Source organism: Streptomyces sp. FXJ1.172, from assembly GCF_001636945.3.
Classification (GTDB): Bacteria; Actinomycetota; Actinomycetes; order Streptomycetales; family Streptomycetaceae; genus Streptomyces.
The window spans coordinates 4,078,650-4,095,985 of sequence record NZ_CP119133.2; the positions used below are offsets into that span (position 1 = coordinate 4,078,650).

Annotated in this window: 15 protein-coding genes, 1 pseudogene and 1 riboswitch; of the genes and pseudogenes, 9 read left to right on the forward strand and 7 right to left on the reverse strand. The window is 71.0% G+C overall.

The features are described from left to right. Window positions 1-73 precede the first annotated feature (73 nt). On the forward strand, window positions 74-1,420 hold the full coding sequence (locus A6P39_RS18040) for an SWIM zinc finger family protein (protein ID WP_067050818.1): 1,347 nt from the start codon (window positions 74-76) through the stop codon (window positions 1,418-1,420). 64 nt (window positions 1,421-1,484) lie between these two features. Beyond that, window positions 1,485-3,168: pseudogene (locus A6P39_RS18045) on the forward strand (DUF5691 domain-containing protein). On the opposite strand, the gene A6P39_RS18050 reads toward A6P39_RS18045, so the two are convergent. Continuing rightward, the gene (locus tag A6P39_RS18050) at window positions 3,144-3,566 is read right to left on the reverse strand and encodes a cobalamin B12-binding domain-containing protein (RefSeq protein WP_067050824.1); all 423 of its coding nucleotides are present in this window, start codon (window positions 3,564-3,566) and stop codon (window positions 3,144-3,146) included. The pseudogene A6P39_RS18045 and the gene A6P39_RS18050 sit on opposite strands and share 25 nt — an antisense overlap. Before the next feature lie 224 nt (window positions 3,567-3,790). On the opposite strand from A6P39_RS18050, the gene A6P39_RS18055 reads away from it, so the two are divergent. Together A6P39_RS18055 and A6P39_RS18060 are read left to right on the forward strand one after the other, a co-directional pair. Continuing rightward, window positions 3,791-4,642: an alpha/beta fold hydrolase gene (locus A6P39_RS18055; protein ID WP_067050828.1), complete on the forward strand. Its 852-nt coding sequence runs from the start codon at window positions 3,791-3,793 to the stop codon at window positions 4,640-4,642. Window positions 4,643-4,855: 213 nt separating this feature from the next. Beyond that, window positions 4,856-6,367 (forward strand): M23 family metallopeptidase, encoded by a 1,512-nt coding sequence (locus tag A6P39_RS18060; RefSeq protein ID WP_067050831.1) that lies wholly within the window; start codon window positions 4,856-4,858, stop codon window positions 6,365-6,367. Window positions 6,368-6,422: 55 nt separating this feature from the next. Here A6P39_RS18060 and pcrA read toward each other — a convergent pair whose 3' ends face one another. Then, window positions 6,423-8,936, reverse strand: a complete 2,514-nt coding sequence (pcrA, locus tag A6P39_RS18065) for a DNA helicase PcrA (protein WP_067050834.1) — start codon at window positions 8,934-8,936, stop codon at window positions 6,423-6,425. A 225-nt stretch (window positions 8,937-9,161) separates the two neighbouring features. Beyond that, window positions 9,162-9,318: riboswitch (cyclic di-AMP (ydaO/yuaA leader) on the forward strand. Between the two features lie 7 nt (window positions 9,319-9,325). Between pcrA and A6P39_RS18070 the strand changes: the two genes are divergently transcribed. Further along, complete coding sequence (locus A6P39_RS18070; RefSeq protein ID WP_067050837.1) at window positions 9,326-10,504, forward strand: C40 family peptidase; 1,179 nt, start codon at window positions 9,326-9,328, stop codon at window positions 10,502-10,504. A gap of 22 nt (window positions 10,505-10,526) precedes the next feature. On the opposite strand, the gene A6P39_RS18075 is transcribed toward A6P39_RS18070, so the two are convergent. After that, a complete protein-coding gene (locus tag A6P39_RS18075; RefSeq protein WP_067050840.1) occupies window positions 10,527-10,880 on the reverse strand; it encodes a hypothetical protein in 354 nt (117 codons plus the stop codon). Window positions 10,881-11,344: 464 nt separating this feature from the next. Here A6P39_RS18075 and A6P39_RS18080 point away from each other — a divergent pair, with 464 nt between their 5' ends. Continuing rightward, window positions 11,345-12,409, forward strand: a complete 1,065-nt coding sequence (locus A6P39_RS18080) for a C40 family peptidase (protein ID WP_067051008.1) — start codon at window positions 11,345-11,347, stop codon at window positions 12,407-12,409. A 115-nt stretch (window positions 12,410-12,524) separates the two neighbouring features. Here A6P39_RS18080 and A6P39_RS18085 read toward each other — a convergent pair whose 3' ends face one another. The 4 genes from A6P39_RS18085 to A6P39_RS18100 form a co-directional block, all read right to left on the reverse strand. After that, window positions 12,525-12,734, reverse strand: a complete 210-nt coding sequence (locus tag A6P39_RS18085) for a DEAD/DEAH box helicase family protein (RefSeq protein WP_079133574.1) — start codon at window positions 12,732-12,734, stop codon at window positions 12,525-12,527. Window positions 12,735-12,736: 2 nt separating this feature from the next. Next, a complete protein-coding gene (locus A6P39_RS18090) occupies window positions 12,737-13,768 on the reverse strand; it encodes a hypothetical protein (protein ID WP_067050843.1) in 1,032 nt (343 codons plus the stop codon). A 218-nt stretch (window positions 13,769-13,986) separates the two neighbouring features. Continuing rightward, a complete protein-coding gene (locus A6P39_RS18095) occupies window positions 13,987-14,235 on the reverse strand; it encodes a DUF397 domain-containing protein (RefSeq protein WP_067050846.1) in 249 nt (82 codons plus the stop codon). Further along, entirely contained in the window at window positions 14,232-15,044 is an 813-nt protein-coding gene (locus tag A6P39_RS18100; protein WP_067051011.1) for a helix-turn-helix domain-containing protein, read from the reverse strand. The genes A6P39_RS18095 and A6P39_RS18100 overlap by 4 nt, the downstream gene beginning before the upstream one ends. 131 nt (window positions 15,045-15,175) lie before the next feature. Between A6P39_RS18100 and A6P39_RS18105 the strand changes: the two genes are divergently transcribed. From A6P39_RS18105 to A6P39_RS18115, 3 genes are all read left to right on the forward strand, one after another. Beyond that, on the forward strand, window positions 15,176-15,676 hold the full coding sequence (locus A6P39_RS18105; RefSeq protein WP_079133575.1) for an ATP-binding protein: 501 nt from the start codon (window positions 15,176-15,178) through the stop codon (window positions 15,674-15,676). Window positions 15,677-15,729: 53 nt separating this feature from the next. Then, window positions 15,730-16,610, forward strand: a protein-coding gene (locus tag A6P39_RS18110; RefSeq protein ID WP_107304437.1) for an IS5 family transposase whose coding sequence is annotated in 2 segments (ribosomal slippage) — window positions 15,730-16,090 and window positions 16,090-16,610 — 882 coding nt in all. Because the reading frame shifts where the segments join, the coding sequence is not laid out codon by codon here. A 120-nt stretch (window positions 16,611-16,730) separates the two neighbouring features. Further along, window positions 16,731-17,237 (forward strand): DUF6624 domain-containing protein, encoded by a 507-nt coding sequence (locus tag A6P39_RS18115; protein WP_067050852.1) that lies wholly within the window; start codon window positions 16,731-16,733, stop codon window positions 17,235-17,237. The last annotated feature ends 99 nt before the right edge of the window (window positions 17,238-17,336 follow it).

The following is a 17,336-nucleotide window of genomic DNA, read 5'->3' on the forward strand; positions in this document are numbered from 1 at the left end:
CTGACAATCGCTCTGACCTGCACAAATGCCGACTCCGGGCCGATTGTCAGTGGCGGGACCTACCGTCGGAGGCATGACTGGGCAGGGGGTGCGCTGGACCGCGGAGCAGGTGCTGGCACTGGCGCCTGACGCCGCGTCACGCACAGCGGGGAGCAAGCTCGGCACGGCGGGTCCGTGGTCCGAGGCCGGCAGTGGAGAGGGGACGGTGTGGGGGCTGTGCAAGGGCGGTGGCAGCAGGCCGTACCGGACGGTGGTCGATCTGGCCGGACCGGCGTGCAAGTGCAGTTGCCCGAGCCGTAAGTTCCCGTGCAAGCACGCGCTCGGGCTGCTTCTGCTGTGGGCGGACGGCGACGGTGCGGTGCCGGTCTCCGCCGAGCCGCCGGACTGGGCCGAGCGGTGGCTCAAGGGGAGACGCGAGCGGGCCGAGGGCACACCGGGCCGGGACGAGGGGAGTCCGGCGGCCGGGCCCGTGGATCCGGGGGCGGCGCGGCGGCGCGCGGAGCGCCGGGCCGAGCGGGTCACCGCGGGCGCGACGGAGCTGGAGCAGCGCCTCGCCGACCTGTTGCGCGGCGGCCTGGCCTCGGCAGAGCAGTCGGGATACGGGGTGTGGGACGAGACGGCGGCCCGCATGGTCGACGCGCAGGCGCCCGGACTCGCCGCGCGGGTACGGGAGTTGGGGGCGATACCGGCGTCGGGGCCGGGCTGGCCGGGAAGGCTGCTGGAGGAGTGCGCGCTACTGCATCTGCTCGACCAGGGCTGGCTGCGCCGCGACCGGCTGCCGGAGGCACTCGCGGCGACGGTCCGCTCCCGGATCGGCCTGCCGGCTCCGGCGGACGGTGCGCCGGTGCGCGACCGCTGGCTGGTCCTCGCCCAGTACGACACGGTGGACGCGAAACTGACGACCCGCCGGATCTGGCTGCACGGCGCCGCATCGGCCACCACGCGGCTGCTGCTGTCGTACGGCGCGGCGGGCCGGGCGCCGGAGCTGTCCCTGCCGGTCGGCCTGGCCCTGGAGGCGGAGCTGACCGGTCATCCGGGGTCCGGCCGGGCCCGGGCCGCTCTGGGCGAGCGGTTCGGCCCGCCGGCGCCGGCCGCGTTCCGCCCGCCGGGCGTGTCCACGGCCGAGGCGGCGGCCCGCTACGGCGAGGCGCTGCGCGACGATCCCTGGCTGGAGTCCGTCCCCGTCACGCTGGAGCAGGTGATACCGGTCCCGGACGGCGAGATGTGGCAACTGGCGGACGCCGATGCGGACTCGGCGCTGCCGCTGACCCGGGCCGTGCGCTCCCGCCCCGGCCTGTGGCGGCTGGTCGCCCTGTCCGGCGGCTCGCCCGTGACGGTCTTCGGCGAGTGCGGCCACCGCGGCTTCACCCCGCTCACGGCCTGGGCCGCGGGGACGGACGCGGCGGTGCCGCTGTGCTGACCGGGCCCGAAGCGCAGGGCGACGCCCCACGGCGTCAGCCCTACGCCGGCAGAAGGAGCACGACATGAACACGACCTCGACCATCCGGGCCGGCGCGGCGCCCGCGGACACCTGGGACGACCTGGTCACCGCCGCCCTGCTCGGCACCGGCCGGCGCCCTCCGGCGAGTGCCGCGCCCGGCCGGGAGGCTCCCCTGGCGCTGCTGGACGCGGCCGCCGTGGCGACCGTGAGGCGACGGGCCGGGCTGCGGCCCGCGCGGGCGGCCGGGCGGCCGGAGCGCGCCCGAGGACCCGCGCCCGCCCCTGCCCGCGGCGGCGGCGCGCAGGCTCGCCACCTTGCTGGCCGACCGCTCGGGCGGGGCGGGCGGCGGGCGCAGGGGCAGCGCGCCGGATCTGACGGAGTTGCTCCCGCAGTGGCTCGCGGCGGCCGTCGCACACGGGTACGCACCGCCCCCGCAGGCGCTTCCCGCTCTGCTGGACGCGGCCCGGGGCCGTACGGACCTGCGCCCGGCGGCACTGGCGTTCGCGGGCCCGCGCGCGATGTGGCTGGCCCGGCTGAACGGGGACTGGCGCTTCGCCCTGCGCGCGGCCCCCGGCGGCGGCGCCGCGCTGCCCGGCCCCGAGGACGCGGGGGCGGTGCGCCGGCTGTGGCAGGAAGGGCTGTTCGCCGAGCGGGTGGCGCTGCTGGGCGCACTGCGCGCGCGTGAACCCGCGTTCGCGCGCGAGCTGCTGGCATCGACCTGGCCGCAGGAGCGCGCGGAGGATCGGCTGATGTTCCTCGACGCGCTGCGCGCCGGCCTGTCCGCCGAGGACGAGCCGTTCCTGGAACGGGCGCTGGGCGACCGCAGCCGCAATGTCCGGGCGACGGCGGCGGAACTGCTGTCGGCGCTGCCGGATTCGGCGCTCGCCGCGCGCATGGCCGTACGGGCCGCGGCCTGTGTCGCCCTCGACCGCACACGGCGCGCGCCCGCGATCGTGGTCGAGCCGCCCCTCGAGTGCGACTCGAGCATGGAGCGCGACGGTGTGGTGGCCGCACCTCCGGCAGGCAGAGGAGAACGATCGTGGTGGCTCGGGCAGTTGGTGGAGGCAACACCGCTCGGCACCTGGCCCGGGCGGCTGGGCGGGCGCACGGCGCGGGAGGTCGTGGCACTGCCCGTGGCGGACGGCTGGCAGGACGAACTGCACGCGGCCTGGTGCCGGGCGGCAGTGCGGCAGCGGGACGCCGACTGGTCGAGGGCGCTGCTCGGCGCACCGTCGGCACCCGAGGCGGGCGGACCGGGGGCGGTGTCCCTGGCGGAGCGCGCGAAGCTGCTGGCGGCCCTGGCCCCGGCGGAACGGGCCGCGTGGGTGGCCGGATTCATCGCGACGCACGGCCTGTCGGAGGCGTTCCAGCTGCTCGGGGTGTGCGCGGTGCCGTGGGCCGCGCCGCTGGGCCGGTCGGTCGTGGACGCGCTCAACATCGCCCGCGACGCGGGCAGTTACCCGTGGAGCTTCAGCGGTGTGATGGGGCTGGCGGAGCGCTGCCTGGACCCCTCGGAGGCCGCCCGGCTGGAGGCTCTGCTGGCGATACCCGACGAAGGCGAGGACGCGGCGCCGGGCGCCGGGGGGTATTGGGCGGAGGCGTTCCAGCGGCTGGTCACCACGCTGCGGCTGCGGGCGGCGATGGCGGACGAGCTGACGCCGCCCGGCACCACCCGCGTTGCCTCCCCGGTGGCACCGCCGGCTCAGCCCCCGGACGCGGCCGGCTGACCCACGTTCTCGCGCACCCACTCCACGATCGACGTGGTCGTCGCACCCGGAGTGAAGATCTCCGCGACGCCCTTCTCCTTCAGCGGCGGGATGTCCTCGTCCGGGACGATGCCGCCGCCGAAGACGAGGATGTCCGCGGCGTCGCGCTCCTTGAGCAGGTCGATCACCGCGGCGAACAGCGTGTTGTGCGCACCCGAGAGGATGGACAGGCCGATCGCGTCGGCGTCCTCCTGGATCGCGGTGTCCACGATCTGCTCCGGCGTCTGGTGGAGCCCGGTGTAGATGACCTCCATACCGGCGTCGCGCAGGGCACGCGCGATGACCTTGGCCCCGCGATCGTGGCCGTCGAGCCCCGGTTTGGCGACCACCACGCGGATCGGACCGGCTGCCACACCCATCACTGCCTCCATCAGACGACCCCGGAAGCGATCGCTTCCGTCCGTAACGACAAGTACCGCACTTTTGGCGCGTTCCGCCACCCGTCGCGAAGTGAACGAACGTTATCTCCAGCATCCCGCAACCGGCAGTTTTACGGTGCGCAGCGAGGGGGAAATCACACGGTGGGACATAAGGGCACACGGGGGATGGAGCCGTCCTCCGGCGTGCCGACAGGAGGTCGGCCATGAAGGTCACCGGAGTACCGCCACTTCTCCTCCCCCTCTGCCGGCGCCTGTGGCCCGGCAGATTCGCCGGAATCTCCATGGCGCTGCTCAAGGCGACCGCCCTCGAGGCCGCGATCCTGGCCGGCCACCTCCTGCTGTATCCGACCGGCCTCATCCAGGAACGCCGTTCCCCGGCCCTGCCCACCGCGGACGGCACCGCCCACCTGCCCGTCCGGCCGGGGCCGCCGGTGGTGCTGCTGCACGGCTTCATCGACAACCGCTCGGTGTTCGTGCTGCTGCGCCGCAGCCTCGCCCAACACGGCGGGCAGCGTGTCGAGTCGCTCAACTACTCGCCGTTGACCTGCGACATCCGCGCCGCGGCCGAGCTGCTCGGCCGGCATGTCGAGGAGATCTGCGAGCGCACCGGCAGTCCCCGCGTCGACATCGTGGGCCACAGCCTCGGCGGGCTGATCGCCCGCTATTACGTGCAGTGTCTCGGCGGGGACCTGCGGGTGCGCACGCTCGTCACACTGGGCACCCCGCACGCGGGGACCAGGGCGGTGCCGCTGGCAGACGCCCATCCGATCGTGCGCCAGATGCGGCCCGGTTCGGGAGTGATCGAGGAGCTGGCCCGGCCTGCGCCCGGCTGCCGCACGCGGTTCGTCAGCTTCTGGAGCGACCTGGACTCCATCATGGATCCGGTGGAGACGGCCCGCCTCGAGCACCCCGACCTCGACGTGCAGAACGTCCAGGTGACCGGCATCGGGCATCTCGCCCTGCCCGTGCACCCCGCGGTCGCGGCCGGGATACGTGAAGTCCTCGACACCACGCTGCCCGGGGACGCGGTCGCCGACGGTCTGACCGTGGCATGACGGTGGCGTGACCTACAGGTGACCAACAGTCACCGCACATCGAACGCTCATCGAACTCTCGGCCAAACTCACGCCCGGGGTCCCCCGAAAGACCGCCGAATGCCCGTTTCCGGCCAACGCGAAACCGACCGAAGATTGTCCAGCCCAGGTACCGGCGGGTACAGTCGCCGCACTGCTCTGGCAGCCCCTGTTGTCGAGGCGAAAGAGAAGTTGGTGAACGACCGTCACCCGTCGGGGACCCTGATCACCCCGGCCCCGGCTTCCGACGCCTCCTCCGCGCGCTACGAGCACGCGGCGTACGCGACCCATGAAGCCCCCTACGGCGACTTCACCACGTACGGCGGCTACGACGCCACCGGTTTTGCATCCGGCCACGACAACACCGGCGCCTTCCACAGCGATCCGCTCTTCGGCAGCCTGCCCGGCCAGCAGAGCACCGGCACGTACGACAGCACACAGTGGCAGACCGGGCATACGCCGCACTACGACCCGTACGCGGCCCAGCACCACGCCGCCTATGACTCCGGCGCCTACGACACCACCGCCTGGACACTCCCCGCGCAGGCCACCGGCAACGACATCAGCGGCCACTGGGACACGAGCGCCTGGCTGCAGCCCGAACAGTCCGGCGGTTCCGGCCCGGCCCAGCAGTGGGAGTGGGGCACCCAGAGCTTCGAGACGGGCGCGTACGACGCCACCCAGTGGAACTCCGCAGGCCCGACCGTGACGGCGGAGTCCGGGCAGGCTGCCGAACCGTTCGACCAGCAGGCCACCGCCACGTTCGAGCAGGTGGGCGACGCGACCGCGGCCTTTCCTCAGGTGGAGTACGAGGACCAGGCGCCGTACGCGGACACCGATTTCGGCGAGCCGCACTCCGGCGAGGACCGTCCGGACGGCACCGGTGAACTGCCCGGCGCACCCGGCCTGCTGGAGGACCAGGAAGAGGTCACGCCGGCGCCCGCGACACGCGCGGGCGTGCGCAGCGCGGCGCGTTCCCGGCGCCGCACGCCCGCCAAGCGCTCCGCGCTGCTGACCATCGCCGTGCCCTCGGCCTGTGTGATGGGGGTCGCCGGGATCGCCGCCGCCTCGGTCGGCGCGCTGACCGACGACAGCAAGGACACCACCGCCTCCGCCCCGGACGCGCAGGCGGTCAAGCCGGCCGCCGCCAACAGCAAGCTGGACACCCAGCTCAGGACGCTCTCCGCCGGCGCCGACGACTTCGCCGACCGGGCCAGCCGCACGCAGGAGCGGATCGACCTCAAGAACCAGCAGGACCTGGAGAAGAGGAAGGCCGCCGCGGAGGCCGCGCTCAAGGAGCGGCTGCGCCCCAAGTTCGTCCTGCCGGTCACGCAGAAGGGCCTCAGCGCCTACTTCGGCCAGGCGGGCGTCAACTGGATGTCGGTGCACACGGGCATCGACTTCCCCGTCTCCTACGGCACCACGGTGATGGCCGCGACCGACGGCACCGTCACCACCAAGTGGAACAGCGCCTACGGCAACATGCTGATACTGACGGCGAAGGACGGCACGCAGACCTGGTACTGCCACCTGTCCAGCTACCGCGTCCCCGCGGGTACGACCGTCAAGGCCGGCCAGCCGATCGCCTACTCCGGCAACTCCGGCAACTCCACCGGCCCGCACCTGCACTTCGAGGTGCACCCGGCGGGCGGGGCGGCCGTGGACCCGCTGCCCTGGCTGCGCAGCCATGGGCTGGACCCGACCTGAGCCCGGCACGAGGTAGGTGAGCCCCGCCGGACCCGCGGGGCTCACCTCGTCTCGTCTACAGCTTCTCCACCGGCGCGTACCGCAGCAGCAGCCGCTTCGGCTTGCCGTCGCCGAAGTCGATCGTCGCCTGGGCCTTGTCGTCCGCGCCCGCCACCGCGACGACCGTGCCGAGCCCGAACTGGTCGTGGGTGACCCGGTCGCCGACCGCCAGGGACACCACCGGCTTGTCGGAGGCCCGCCGGGTGGCGAACCCGGACGCGCCCGCCGCCGACGAGCGCGAGCGGGACGAGGACAGTGAGGCCGCGATCCCGGAGGCCGGCCCCGAGGAGACCGGCGCCGCCGCGCCCGTGCGCTTCCACTCCACGTGGGCGGGCGGGATCTCCTCCAGGAAGCGGGAGGGCGGGTTGTACGACGGCTGGCCCCAGGCGCTGCGCATCGCCGAGCGCGTCAGATACAGCCGCTCCCGCGCACGCGTGATGCCGACGTAGGCCAGGCGCCGCTCCTCCTCCAGCTCCTTGGTCTGGCCGAGGGCGCGCATGTGCGGGAAGACACCGTCCTCCATGCCGGTCAGGAAGACGACCGGGAACTCCAGGCCCTTGGCGGTGTGCAGGGTCATCAGGGTGATGACGCCGCCGCCCTCTTCCTCGTCCGGGATCTGGTCGGAGTCGGCGACGAGGGCCACCTGCTCCAGGAAGTCCGCGAGCGTGCTCTGCTCGCCCTCCGCGCGCTCCTGCTCGAACTCCAGGGCCACGGCCGCGAGTTCCTGGAGGTTTTCGATACGGGTCTCGTCCTGCGGGTCGGTGGAGGCCTGCAGCTCGGCCAGGTAGCCGGTGCGTTCGAGCACCGCCTCCAGGACCGTGGCCGGTCCGGCCCCGGACTCCACGATCGTGCGCAGGTCCTCCATCAGCGTGTTGAACCGCTTGACCGCGTTGGTGGAACGCGCGGCCATGCCGTACGCCTCGTCCACGCGCTTGAGGGCCTGCGGGAAGCTGATCTTCTCGCGCTGGGAGAGCGCGTCGATCATCGCCTCCGCGCGCTCGCCGATGCCCCGCTTGGGGACGTTGAGGATGCGGCGCAGCGGCACCGAGTCCTCGGGGTTGGCGAGGACGCGCAGGTAGGCGAGGACGTCCCGGACCTCCTTGCGCTCGTAGAAGCGGACACCGCCGACGACCTTGTACGGCAGGCCGACGCGGATGAAGACCTCTTCGAAGACACGGGACTGGGCGTTGGTGCGGTAGAAGACGGCGACGTCGCCCGCCTTGGCGTCGCCCGCGTCGACCAGGCGGTCTATCTCGTCGGCGACGAACTGCGCCTCGTCATGCTCGGTGTCGGCGACGTAGCCGGTGATCCGCGCGCCCTGGCCGGCGTTGGTCCACAGGTTCTTCGGGCGGCGGGACTCGTTGCGCTCGATGACCGCGTTGGCGGCGCTCAGAATCGTCTGCGTGGAGCGGTAGTTCTGCTCCAGCAGGATCGTCGTGGCGTTCGGGTAGTCCTCCTCGAACTGGAGGATGTTGCGGATCGTCGCACCCCGGAAGGCGTAGATCGACTGGTCCGCGTCACCGACGACGCACAGCTCGGCGGGCGGGATGTCGTACTCGCCGGGCGGGGTGGCGGTGTTCTCGCCGGGCGGGGTGGCGGTGTTCTCGCCGACGCGCTCGCCGGTGCCGACCAGCTCGCGGACCAGCGCGTACTGGGCGTGGTTGGTGTCCTGGTACTCGTCGACGAGGACGTGCCGGAAGCGGCGGCGGTAGTGCTCGGCGACGTCCGGGAAGGCGCGCAGCAGATTGACCGTCGTCATGATCAGGTCGTCGAAGTCGAGCGCGTTGGCCTCGCGCAGCCGCGACTGGTAGAGCGCGTAGGCCTGGGCGAGGGTCTTCTCGAAACCGTCGCTCGCCCGGGCGGCGAAGTCCTCCTCGTCGATCAGCTCGTTCTTCAGGTTGCTGATCTTCGCGCTGAACGACTTCGGCGGGAAGCGCTTGGGGTCGAGGTCCAGATCGCGGCAGACCAGGGCCATCAGGCGCTTGCTGTCGGCGGCGTCGTAGATCGAGAACGACGACGTGAAGCCGAGCCTTTTGCTCTCCCGGCGCAGGATGCGCACGCACGCGCTGTGGAAGGTCATCACCCACATCGCGTTCGCGCGCGGGCCGACGAGGTGCTCGACGCGCTCCTTCATCTCGCCCGCGGCCTTGTTGGTGAAGGTGATCGCGAGGATCTGGCCCGGGTGCACATTCCGCTCGGCGAGGAGGTGGGCGATGCGGTGGGTGAGCACACGGGTCTTGCCGGAGCCGGCGCCGGCGACGATGAGCAGCGGGGAGCCGGCGTGCACGACCGCGGCGCGCTGGTTGCCGTTCAGCCCCTCCAGCAGTGCCGCCGCGTCGAGCGCGGGGCGCGGGGCGCCGTCGCGGTAGTAGGCGTCCCGGTCCGGTGGCGCGTCGAACTTCCCGCCGAACAGATCGTCCGGAAGCGGCTCCGGAGCGTGATCGTCCTCGGGCGGCGGCGGGGGCTCCTCCTCGTGCCCGCGCGAGGGCTGGAGGTCCGCCAGGAAGCTGTCGTCAAAGAGGCTGCTCATCGCTCTCCGAGTCTAGGGCGCCCCACCGACAACCGGTCGCCGTCCCGGGAAGAAGACCCCATGGGCCGAGCGCCGAACGCCCCTTACGCAGCGGAATCGTCCAATGACAGGAACGTGAAACCTGTCTCGGATCACGAAAATGTATCGGACATATCACGCACCAACCTTCACACTGGTCACACCAGTTGGCTAGGTTGCCGTCGGGCCGCGTGCGCGGCCCCCGCCGAGTCCGGCGCGCCCCCTCGGGGTGCCTGGAGCCGGGGACCCACCGATCCCGGGGTGAATCGGCCGACTCCCGTCCGGGACGACGCCGTAGGGCAACCCTTCCGAACCGCGCCCGAACCCGACAGCTAACCCGGTAGGCGGCCCATTGGAAGGAGTCGCCTCCCTTGGCGTCGCACCGCAAGCCGCGCCCTGGCGGGAACAACGGAGTGGGTCTTCGCACCCCCGTCCTCGCCACCGCCGCCCTCACCTCCATAGCCATGCTGTCCCAGACCGCCGAGGCCGCCCCCGGCACGGACCATGCCCGGCCCAGCCTGGAGGAGGTGGAGAAGAAGGTCGACGACCTCTACCGGCAGGCGGAGTCGGCCACCGAGAAGTACGACGCGGCCAAGGACCAGACAGGCAAGCAGCAACGGCGCGTCGACGCCCTCCGGGACGAGGTCGCCCGCCGCACCGGCCGCCTGAACAAGGCCCGCGAGGAGCTGGGCTCCTTCGCCGCGGCCCAGTACCGCACCGGCGCCGCCGCTCCCGGCACGGCCACCTTCCTGCTGGCGGACAACCCGCAGGACTACTTCGACCAGACCCAGCTGATGAACCGGCTGACCTCACGCGAGAAGAGCGCGGTCGACGCCTACATCGGCGAGCAGGCCGCCACCCTGAAGGAGCGGCGAGAGGCCGCGCAGAGCCTGCGGACGCTGACCGACTCGCAGCACGACCTGCAGACCTCCAAGGCCACCGTCCAGCAGAAGCTCGCCTCCGCGCGCGAGCTGCTGTCGCAGCTGACCGCCCAGGAGAAGGCGCGGCTGGCCGCCATCGAGCGGGAGAAGCAGCAGGAGGCGGCCCGCAAGGCGGCCGAGCTGGCGAAGCAGCAGGCGGCCGCTCAGCAGCAGAACAGCTCGTCCGGCTCGAGCAGTTCGTCATCGTCCGGCTCGGCCGGCTCCACGGCTTCGGGGTCCTCGGGGTCCTCGGGGTCCTCCAGCTCGTACGACGCGAAGGCCGCCAAGGCCCTCGACTTCGCCCGCGCCCAGATCGGCAAGCCGTACGTGTGGGGCGCCACCGGGCCGGGCTCCTACGACTGCTCGGGCCTGACCCAGGCCGCCTGGAAGGCCGCCGGCGTCACGCTCCCGCGCACCACGTACGACCAGGTCAACGCGGGCACCACGGTCTCCCTGGCGAACGCGCGGCCGGGCGACCTGATCTTCTTCTACGACGACATCAGCCACGTCGGCCTCTACATCGGCAACGGCATGATGATCCACGCTCCCAAGCCGGGCGCGTACGTCCGCGAGGAATCGGTGTACTACGGCGGCGAATCGATCATCCACAGCGTGGTCCGCCCGGGCTGAGGCGTCCGTCAGGCGCTGCCCGTCAGGTCCACAGGACGGCGACGAAGATGTTCGTCATGGTCAGCAGGCCGACCACGCCGAAGGCGGCCTTGTCGACCTTCTCCTCGTCGCGCTTCACGTAGACCAGCCCGAGGATCACGATCAGCAGCGCCAGCTTCAGACCGATCTTGATGGTGTTGATGTGGTGGTCGTCGGCCTGGTTGAGGCCGACGAGGACCACACCGGTGACGAGCATGGTCAGCGCGCCGTGCAGCATCCCGGGCACGAAGCGGGCCGCGCCCTGCCCCATCGCCTTCACCTGGGTGAGGAAACCGCCGAGCAGCGCCGCGATGCCGATGATGTGCAGGCCGACGAAGAGATGGATGAGTACGTCCATGGGGCCGGAGCCTAATTCGTCGCTGACGGCCCCACGGACGGCAGGGTGCCGTTCCCGGGTGTTCGCGCGGTGAGGGTCGTCGCGCGGACCTTGCATATATGCGGCCCATAGCACTCCAGGCCGCCCGCTCGTCCCGCATTCCGCGCTTCGGTCACCACGCTGTGTGAAGGAGACGATTCTGCGGAGGTGACGCGATCGCATACGGTCGCGAATCGATCCGTCGAAGCCAGTTCCGTACACCGCGTTACCTGGTCGTCACAGTCCGGCCTAGCGTCCTCCCCCAGGTGACCGGCTCCTCACCGCCGCCCGGGCCAGGGGCGGCGTCCGGCCACCACCGCCGAGAAAGGTCCGGCGGCGGCCCACTCCCCCTGTGCGGGCCGCCGCCGGACGGACCGCGCGGCCGGACCGCCCGGTCGGCCGGACCGCTCGGTCGTCGAGTCGTACGGAAGGACGTGACGGTCCAGGTGGCAGCGCACCGCAAGCCCCGGCAACGCCCGATCGGCGGCCCCACGGCCTGGAGGGCCGCCACGCTCGCCCTGGCGGGCGCGGCCACCGCGACGGCGTTCGACGGGACGGCGCACGCCGAACCACAGCTGACGCCGGCCCAGGTGAAGGCCGAGGTGGACAGGTTGTACCAGCAGGCCGGGGCCGCGACCGAGAAGTACGACGGCGCCAAGGAACAGGCGGACACGGCCCAGCGGCGGCTCAACGCACTGCGGGACGAGACCGCCCGCAAGCAGGACGTGCTCAACTCGTCCCGGGACGCCCTGGGTTCGTTCGCCGACGCGCAGTACCGCGACGGCGGCTTCGCCCCGGCCTGGCAGCTGGCCCTCTCCAGCGACCCCGAACGGTACCTGGACGACGCCTCGTTCGCCGAGCGGGCGGACGAGAGACAGGCCACCGCCGTCTCCCAGGTGCGTGAACAGCTGCGGGAGATCGAGCAGTTGCGCGGCGCCGCGCGCGTCCAGCTGACGTCGCTGCGCTCCCGGCAGGCGGAGCTGCGGCGGCAGAAGAGCACCATCACCGGCAAGCTGGCCGAGGCACGGCGGCTGCTGGCACTGCTCACCCCGCGGCAGCGGACCGAGGTCACCGGTGACGACGGCACCCCGGGACGCGCCTCCCGGTCGGCCTCAGACCCCCGTGACGACCTGGCCCGGGCCGGGTCCGTCACGGCCCCCGACACGCGCGCGGCGGCGGCCGTCGCCTACGCCTACGGCAAGCTCGGCAGCCCCTACGTGTGGGGCGCGACCGGCCCGAACGCCTTCGACTGCTCAGGCCTCGTCCAGGCCGCCTACCGCTCCGCCGGCATCCACCTGCCTCGCACCACCTACGCCCAGATCGATGCGGGCCGGCGCGTCTCCCGCTCCGAACTGCAGCCCGGGGACCTGGTGTTCTTCTACTCCGGCGTCAGCCACGTCGGCATCTACGTCGGCAACGGACAGATGATCCACGCCCCGAACCCGTCGGCACCGGTCCGGCTGGCCCCCGTCGACCTCATGCCGTTCGCGGGGGCGACCCGGGTGGTGTGAGACACCCGCGTGAAGGCAGGGCGGCACACCTTCGCGATCGGAGTTTCAGGACTCTTCCCGGATCTCGCCGAGCCACAGCCTGCGCCCGAGGTCATCCAGCTCCCCCTTGCGTTCCTCACACTCGGGGATGGCTTGTCGAAGCAGAGACCAGTAGTCCAGTGAAGCGGTTGAGTTGCGGATCGCGGCTGGTCTGGAGCCTACGGGCGAGGAAGGCCATGGTGAGGCTCTTGCCGGAGCCCTGGGTGTGCCAGACGACGCCGCCGCGCTCGTCGTGCTCAGCGGCCGGATCGTCCACGGTCCGCCCGGGGGTGACACGAGTCTGCAAAGCTACGACAGCTGTCCTGCCATGATGGGACGGGATTTGGCCGATTGTCGACGGTCGCGGCTGGCTAGAGCTTCCCGGGCGAGGACGACGGCGCTATGCCGGTGCAGCGGTGAACCGGCTTGAGGCACTGCCATGGCAGCACCCGGCGAGGCGGCACGGCAGCCCCGGCACAGACCACCGACGAAGGCAGCGGGGCGCCCTGGGACACCGCACTCGGTGCACTCGGGCATGAGACGGCGGGGGCGGTCCGAGAGGGGCTCGTCGGAAGCCGCCGATGCGAGGGTGGGCAGAGGTTGGGGCGGCAGCTTGTCCCGCAGCCGCCGGGCGACGAACCCACGCGGGGCGTGGACGGTGTCGGGCAGACCGACGGTGAGGGCCTGGACGAGGGAGTCGGTGCTCGCACCGCGCTCCAGCCAGGGGATGACCAAGTCGGTGAGCGCGTCGCAGTCGGAGGCAGAGAGGATGAGCCGGGGTTCGTAGCTTCCGAGCCGAGCGAGGAAGCGGTAGGCGGTGGCGGCGTTGGGCTCGGTGAGCGCGGGTTCAGTCGGCGGGGGCGCGGCCGGAGTGTCGGTGGATGGGGCGGTGCGGTCGGGCGCCGGGTTGACGGGCGCGACGAATGAGCTGTCCGGGGCCTCACCGGCCTCCAGGAAGGCGGCCCACCAGGCGTCGTCCCGTGCAGCGCGGGACCAGTACGTACGGAAGACCCAGCGGGTGCCGCCCTCGCCGGTGGCGGCCAGGCCACGGGCACGATGCAGGTGCCCGGCGCGGGACAGGGCGTTGAGGGCACTGCGGACTGCCTGCTGGCCGTACAGGGGCAGGACCTTGGCGAGGCTCTTGATGTCCATGGCCGCGCCGTCGGGCAGCCGGTCGATGAACGCGGCGATGTACGCCTCACGGGCGGGCAGATGCGAGAAGTCGGCGGGGACGCGGGAGACGGAGCCGGGCTCGGCCGGGACGGTTCGTTTGCCGTAGCCGGGGCTGGCCGAGGGGTGTGCGGGGGCGGGCAGGGCGGCGTTAGAGTTTTCGCAAGCCACGAGATCGGTCCACTTCGATCTTGGGGTGAGACCCCGGCGGGTGTTGCAGCACCTAGCCGGGGTTGTTTGTTGTCGCGAACGCTAGAGGGTGACGACGGCGTGTTGCAAGCCGGTCACGAAAAGTCATGGGGGCTGGCAGGAAGGGTGGGTGGTGGGTTCAAACCAACCACCCATTCCTCACAAACGGCGCTCGGCTCTTGGGCGTTGGGGCTCGAAGCTCAAGCGCCGGTACGGGCGTGGGCGACGAACGCTGTCCAGGCGGCCCCGGCGACGGAGAAATGAGGGCTCTGGGGGCCGAGCTTCGAGTCCCGGACGTGGATGGTGTGGGGGCAGGGGGCGACTTCGACGCAGTTGCCGGTGTAGTCGCTGCTGTGGCTTGACTTGTGCCAGTCGAGAGCGACTTCGAGGCAGTTGCCGCCTTCGGTGCCGCTGTAGCTGGACTTAAACCATCGCAGGTCCCTGTTCATTGCCCCTCCGCCACCTCGCCGATGAATCGCGCGGACTCCGAAAGACTCAGCGCCTGACGAAGGATCATTGCATGGCGCTGCGAGGCGATGCTGACTCGATCGGGGTCCGAGTAGAGCACTCCGGTCGTCTGCCCTTCCTCGTACCCAAAGTGCTCATGCTCTGACGTCTCCAACAAGACGAGTGGCCCGTTGAGGCCCGGATGCGCACCGACGATCGGCAGCACCTGCACAGTCACGTTCCGCTGCTCGGCCGCTGCCAGCAGGTGGCGCAACTGACGCGAGTGCGCCTCGGCTCCTCCGACCTTGTTCCGCAGCGCCGATTCGCCAATGACAAAGCTGAAAGACCTGGTCTGCTTCGCCAGAAGAGCCTGACGTTTGAGCCGGGCCGTCACGCGCTCCTCGACCGTTTCGTCATCCAGGGGCGGCCAGTGGGCCTTGAGTAGGGACCGGGCGGTCTCCTCCGTTTGCAGAAGCCCAGGGATGAGTAGCGGCTCGTACGAACTCAACGAGATGGCTTCAGACTCATACCGAATGAAGTCCTGCGAGAATGTCGGGAACGGCTCCGGCTTCAGGTACTCCTGCGCCGCCACGAGCTTCCCGCCCGCCCCACACACCTGGTCAGCGACTTGCAGTAACCGCAGCGTCGGCCGACGGCGGCCGTTCTCCATTGACTTGACGTACTCGTAGTCGTAACCGGCCTCTTTGGCCAGCGCTTCCCGACCGATACCGGCTTCCGTACGCCACATCTTGATCTGGCTGCCGCAGTACCGCCAGGCGATGGGCGGCTGGGAGTTCACCTCGGTCGACACGCACACCTCCGCCGGGTCCACACCGGGTACAACCACCTTCTGTACCTGCGCCGTTACTCGTGAGGCTACGCGCGAACCGCCACCGTGATCTGGCCGAACGCCAGAACTTCCACGCAAGGGATGAACAGCGCATGCAGACCCCGTGGCCCCCGCTGCCCACGACGCCCCGGAAGGACATCGAGTGGCGCCTGCCGCGCCGTGCCCGGAGCGTGGGCAGGGCACGCGAGCTGTTCCGTGAACAGGTGGCTTCCTGGGGCCTGCCGCAAGGGGTGACGGACACGGCCGAACTTCTCCTGAGCGAGCTGATGACAAACGCGTACCGCCACGCGAAGGTCCCGGCCGGCCGGGAAATCTGGGCCCGCTGCACGGTCGCGGAGGACCGAATCCGCGTAACGGTGACCGACGCCAACGACACCCTCCCGACACCAGGCACGGCATCTTTGGAGGACGAATCGGGCAGGGGCCTCGCGCTGGTGGCGGCACTGGCGGATGACTGGGGTACGGAGAGGAGGCAGTGCGGCATCGGCAAGGAGGTGTGGTTCGAGTTCGTTACGACGCCGTCAAACCACCGGAAGCAGATCACTGGTGAGAGCTGCCTTCAAGTTACCCAGCTTCGCCTTCTCGGTGACTAGGGCCTGTCCGGCGGATCATGTGACTTCTCGCATTCCGGCGCGTTGGCATGTCCATGGGGCGGGGAGATCTCACGAATGAGGAATGGGCCCGGCTGAAGCCGCATCTGCCCAAGACCGGGCGGCGCGGTGGGCGTTGGGTGAGTCACCGTAGGATCATCAACGGCATCCTGTACCGGAACCGGACTGGGGTGCCGTGGCGGGATCTGCCTGCGCGGTTCGGCAAGTGGAAGACCGTGTATGAGAGGCACAGGCGTTGGTCGGCGGACGGCACGTGGGACAAGATCTTCGCGGCCGTCCTGGCCGAAGCGGATGCCCAGGGCCGCATCGACTGGTCCATGGTGAGCGTGGACTCCACCACTTGCCGGGCCCACCAGCACGCCGCCGGAGCACGCAAGAAACCACCGCGGGTACCGGGAAAAGACGCACGCCCTGGCAGCACCGCCCCGATGAGGGACTCGGACGCTCCCGGGGCGGCCTCACCTGCAAGATTCACCTCGCCGGAGAAGGCGGGCGCCACCCTCTGGCTCTGCTGATCACCCCGGGCCTGCGGGGCGACGCCCCGCAGCTCATCCCCGTCATGGAACGCATCCGTATCGGCCGGCTCGGTGGCGGACGTCCCCGCACCCGTCCTGATCACCTCGGCGGCGACAAGGCCTATTCCTCCCGGCGTAACCGCCGCTACCTGCGCAGACGGCAGATCAAGCACACCATCCCCGAGCCGAAGAACCAGCGGGCCAACCGCCAACGTCGCGGCAGCAAGGGCGGGCGCCCCGCGGGCTTCGACAAGACGATCTACAAGCGCAGAAATGAAGTCGAGCGGACGATCAATGCCCTCAAGAGCTTCCGGGCCGTGGCCACGAGGTTCGACAAGCGTGCCTATGTCTTCCAGGGCACCGTGACCGTCGCGGCGATCCGGCTCTGGCTTCGGAGGTAGATCCATTATCCCTGTGCGGCGAGGCGCCTGTCACCGTTCTCCGGAATGATCTTTACATCCCTTTTGTGCCTCTAGGCTTGCGGGCGGACACAAAGCACGGATCTGACCTGGGAGTTGAGAGTGGCGCACGATGTTGCCGCGCTGGCGGTGGAACTCACGGACATGGCTGCGGCCGATCATCAATCCGCAGTCCGCGCGAACAGCGACGACCCAGCCGAGCAGTTGGCGTGGCGACGGCTGACCGCCCGGCACGGTGACCGGCTTGACCAGATCATGGAGGAATACGGCTGGCCGACAGCGGAACTGGTCGGCGAGGAGGCCGCACGCGCGGCATGGCTGATCGCTCAGCACGCCGACCGGCAGCTCGACGTTCAGCGTCGTGCCCTCCGGCTGATGCAACAGGCGGTGTCGGCAGGCTCGGCCAGCCCACGCGAGCTGGCCTTTCTGCGCGACCGCACGCTGATCAATGAGGGCCGCAAACAGGTCTACGGCACTCAGATCGCCGGCGTGAAGGACGGGGCACCGGTTCCGTGGCCCTGTGAGGAGCCCGAGCGCGTGGACGAACTCCGTGCGGAAGTCGGCATCGAGCCCTTCGACGAGTACGTCGCCAAGTTCGCCATGGCGTGACGTTCCCTTCCCAGTCGCGTCCGGTGGATCACTGCCCGGGCTCACCTGCCGCGGGCGATGATCCGCCGGACAGGCCCTAGCGACGCCTTCTTCGTGCGC

What these genes read in the sequence shown, in the direction of transcription:
- A6P39_RS18040 (WP_067050818.1), top strand. Translation starts at nt 74, where the DNA reads ATGACTGGGCAGGGGGTGCGCTGGACCGCGGAGCAGGTGCTGGCACTG.
- A6P39_RS18050 (WP_067050824.1), bottom strand. Translation starts at nt 3,566, where the DNA reads ATGGGTGTGGCAGCCGGTCCGATCCGCGTGGTGGTCGCCAAACCGGGG.
- A6P39_RS18055 (WP_067050828.1), top strand. Translation starts at nt 3,791, where the DNA reads ATGAAGGTCACCGGAGTACCGCCACTTCTCCTCCCCCTCTGCCGGCGC.
- pcrA (WP_067050834.1), bottom strand. Translation starts at nt 8,936, where the DNA reads ATGAGCAGCCTCTTTGACGACAGCTTCCTGGCGGACCTCCAGCCCTCG.
- A6P39_RS18075 (WP_067050840.1), bottom strand. Translation starts at nt 10,880, where the DNA reads ATGGACGTACTCATCCATCTCTTCGTCGGCCTGCACATCATCGGCATC.
- A6P39_RS18095 (WP_067050846.1), bottom strand. Translation starts at nt 14,235, where the DNA reads ATGAACAGGGACCTGCGATGGTTTAAGTCCAGCTACAGCGGCACCGAA.
- A6P39_RS18105 (WP_079133575.1), top strand. Translation starts at nt 15,176, where the DNA reads ATGCAGACCCCGTGGCCCCCGCTGCCCACGACGCCCCGGAAGGACATC.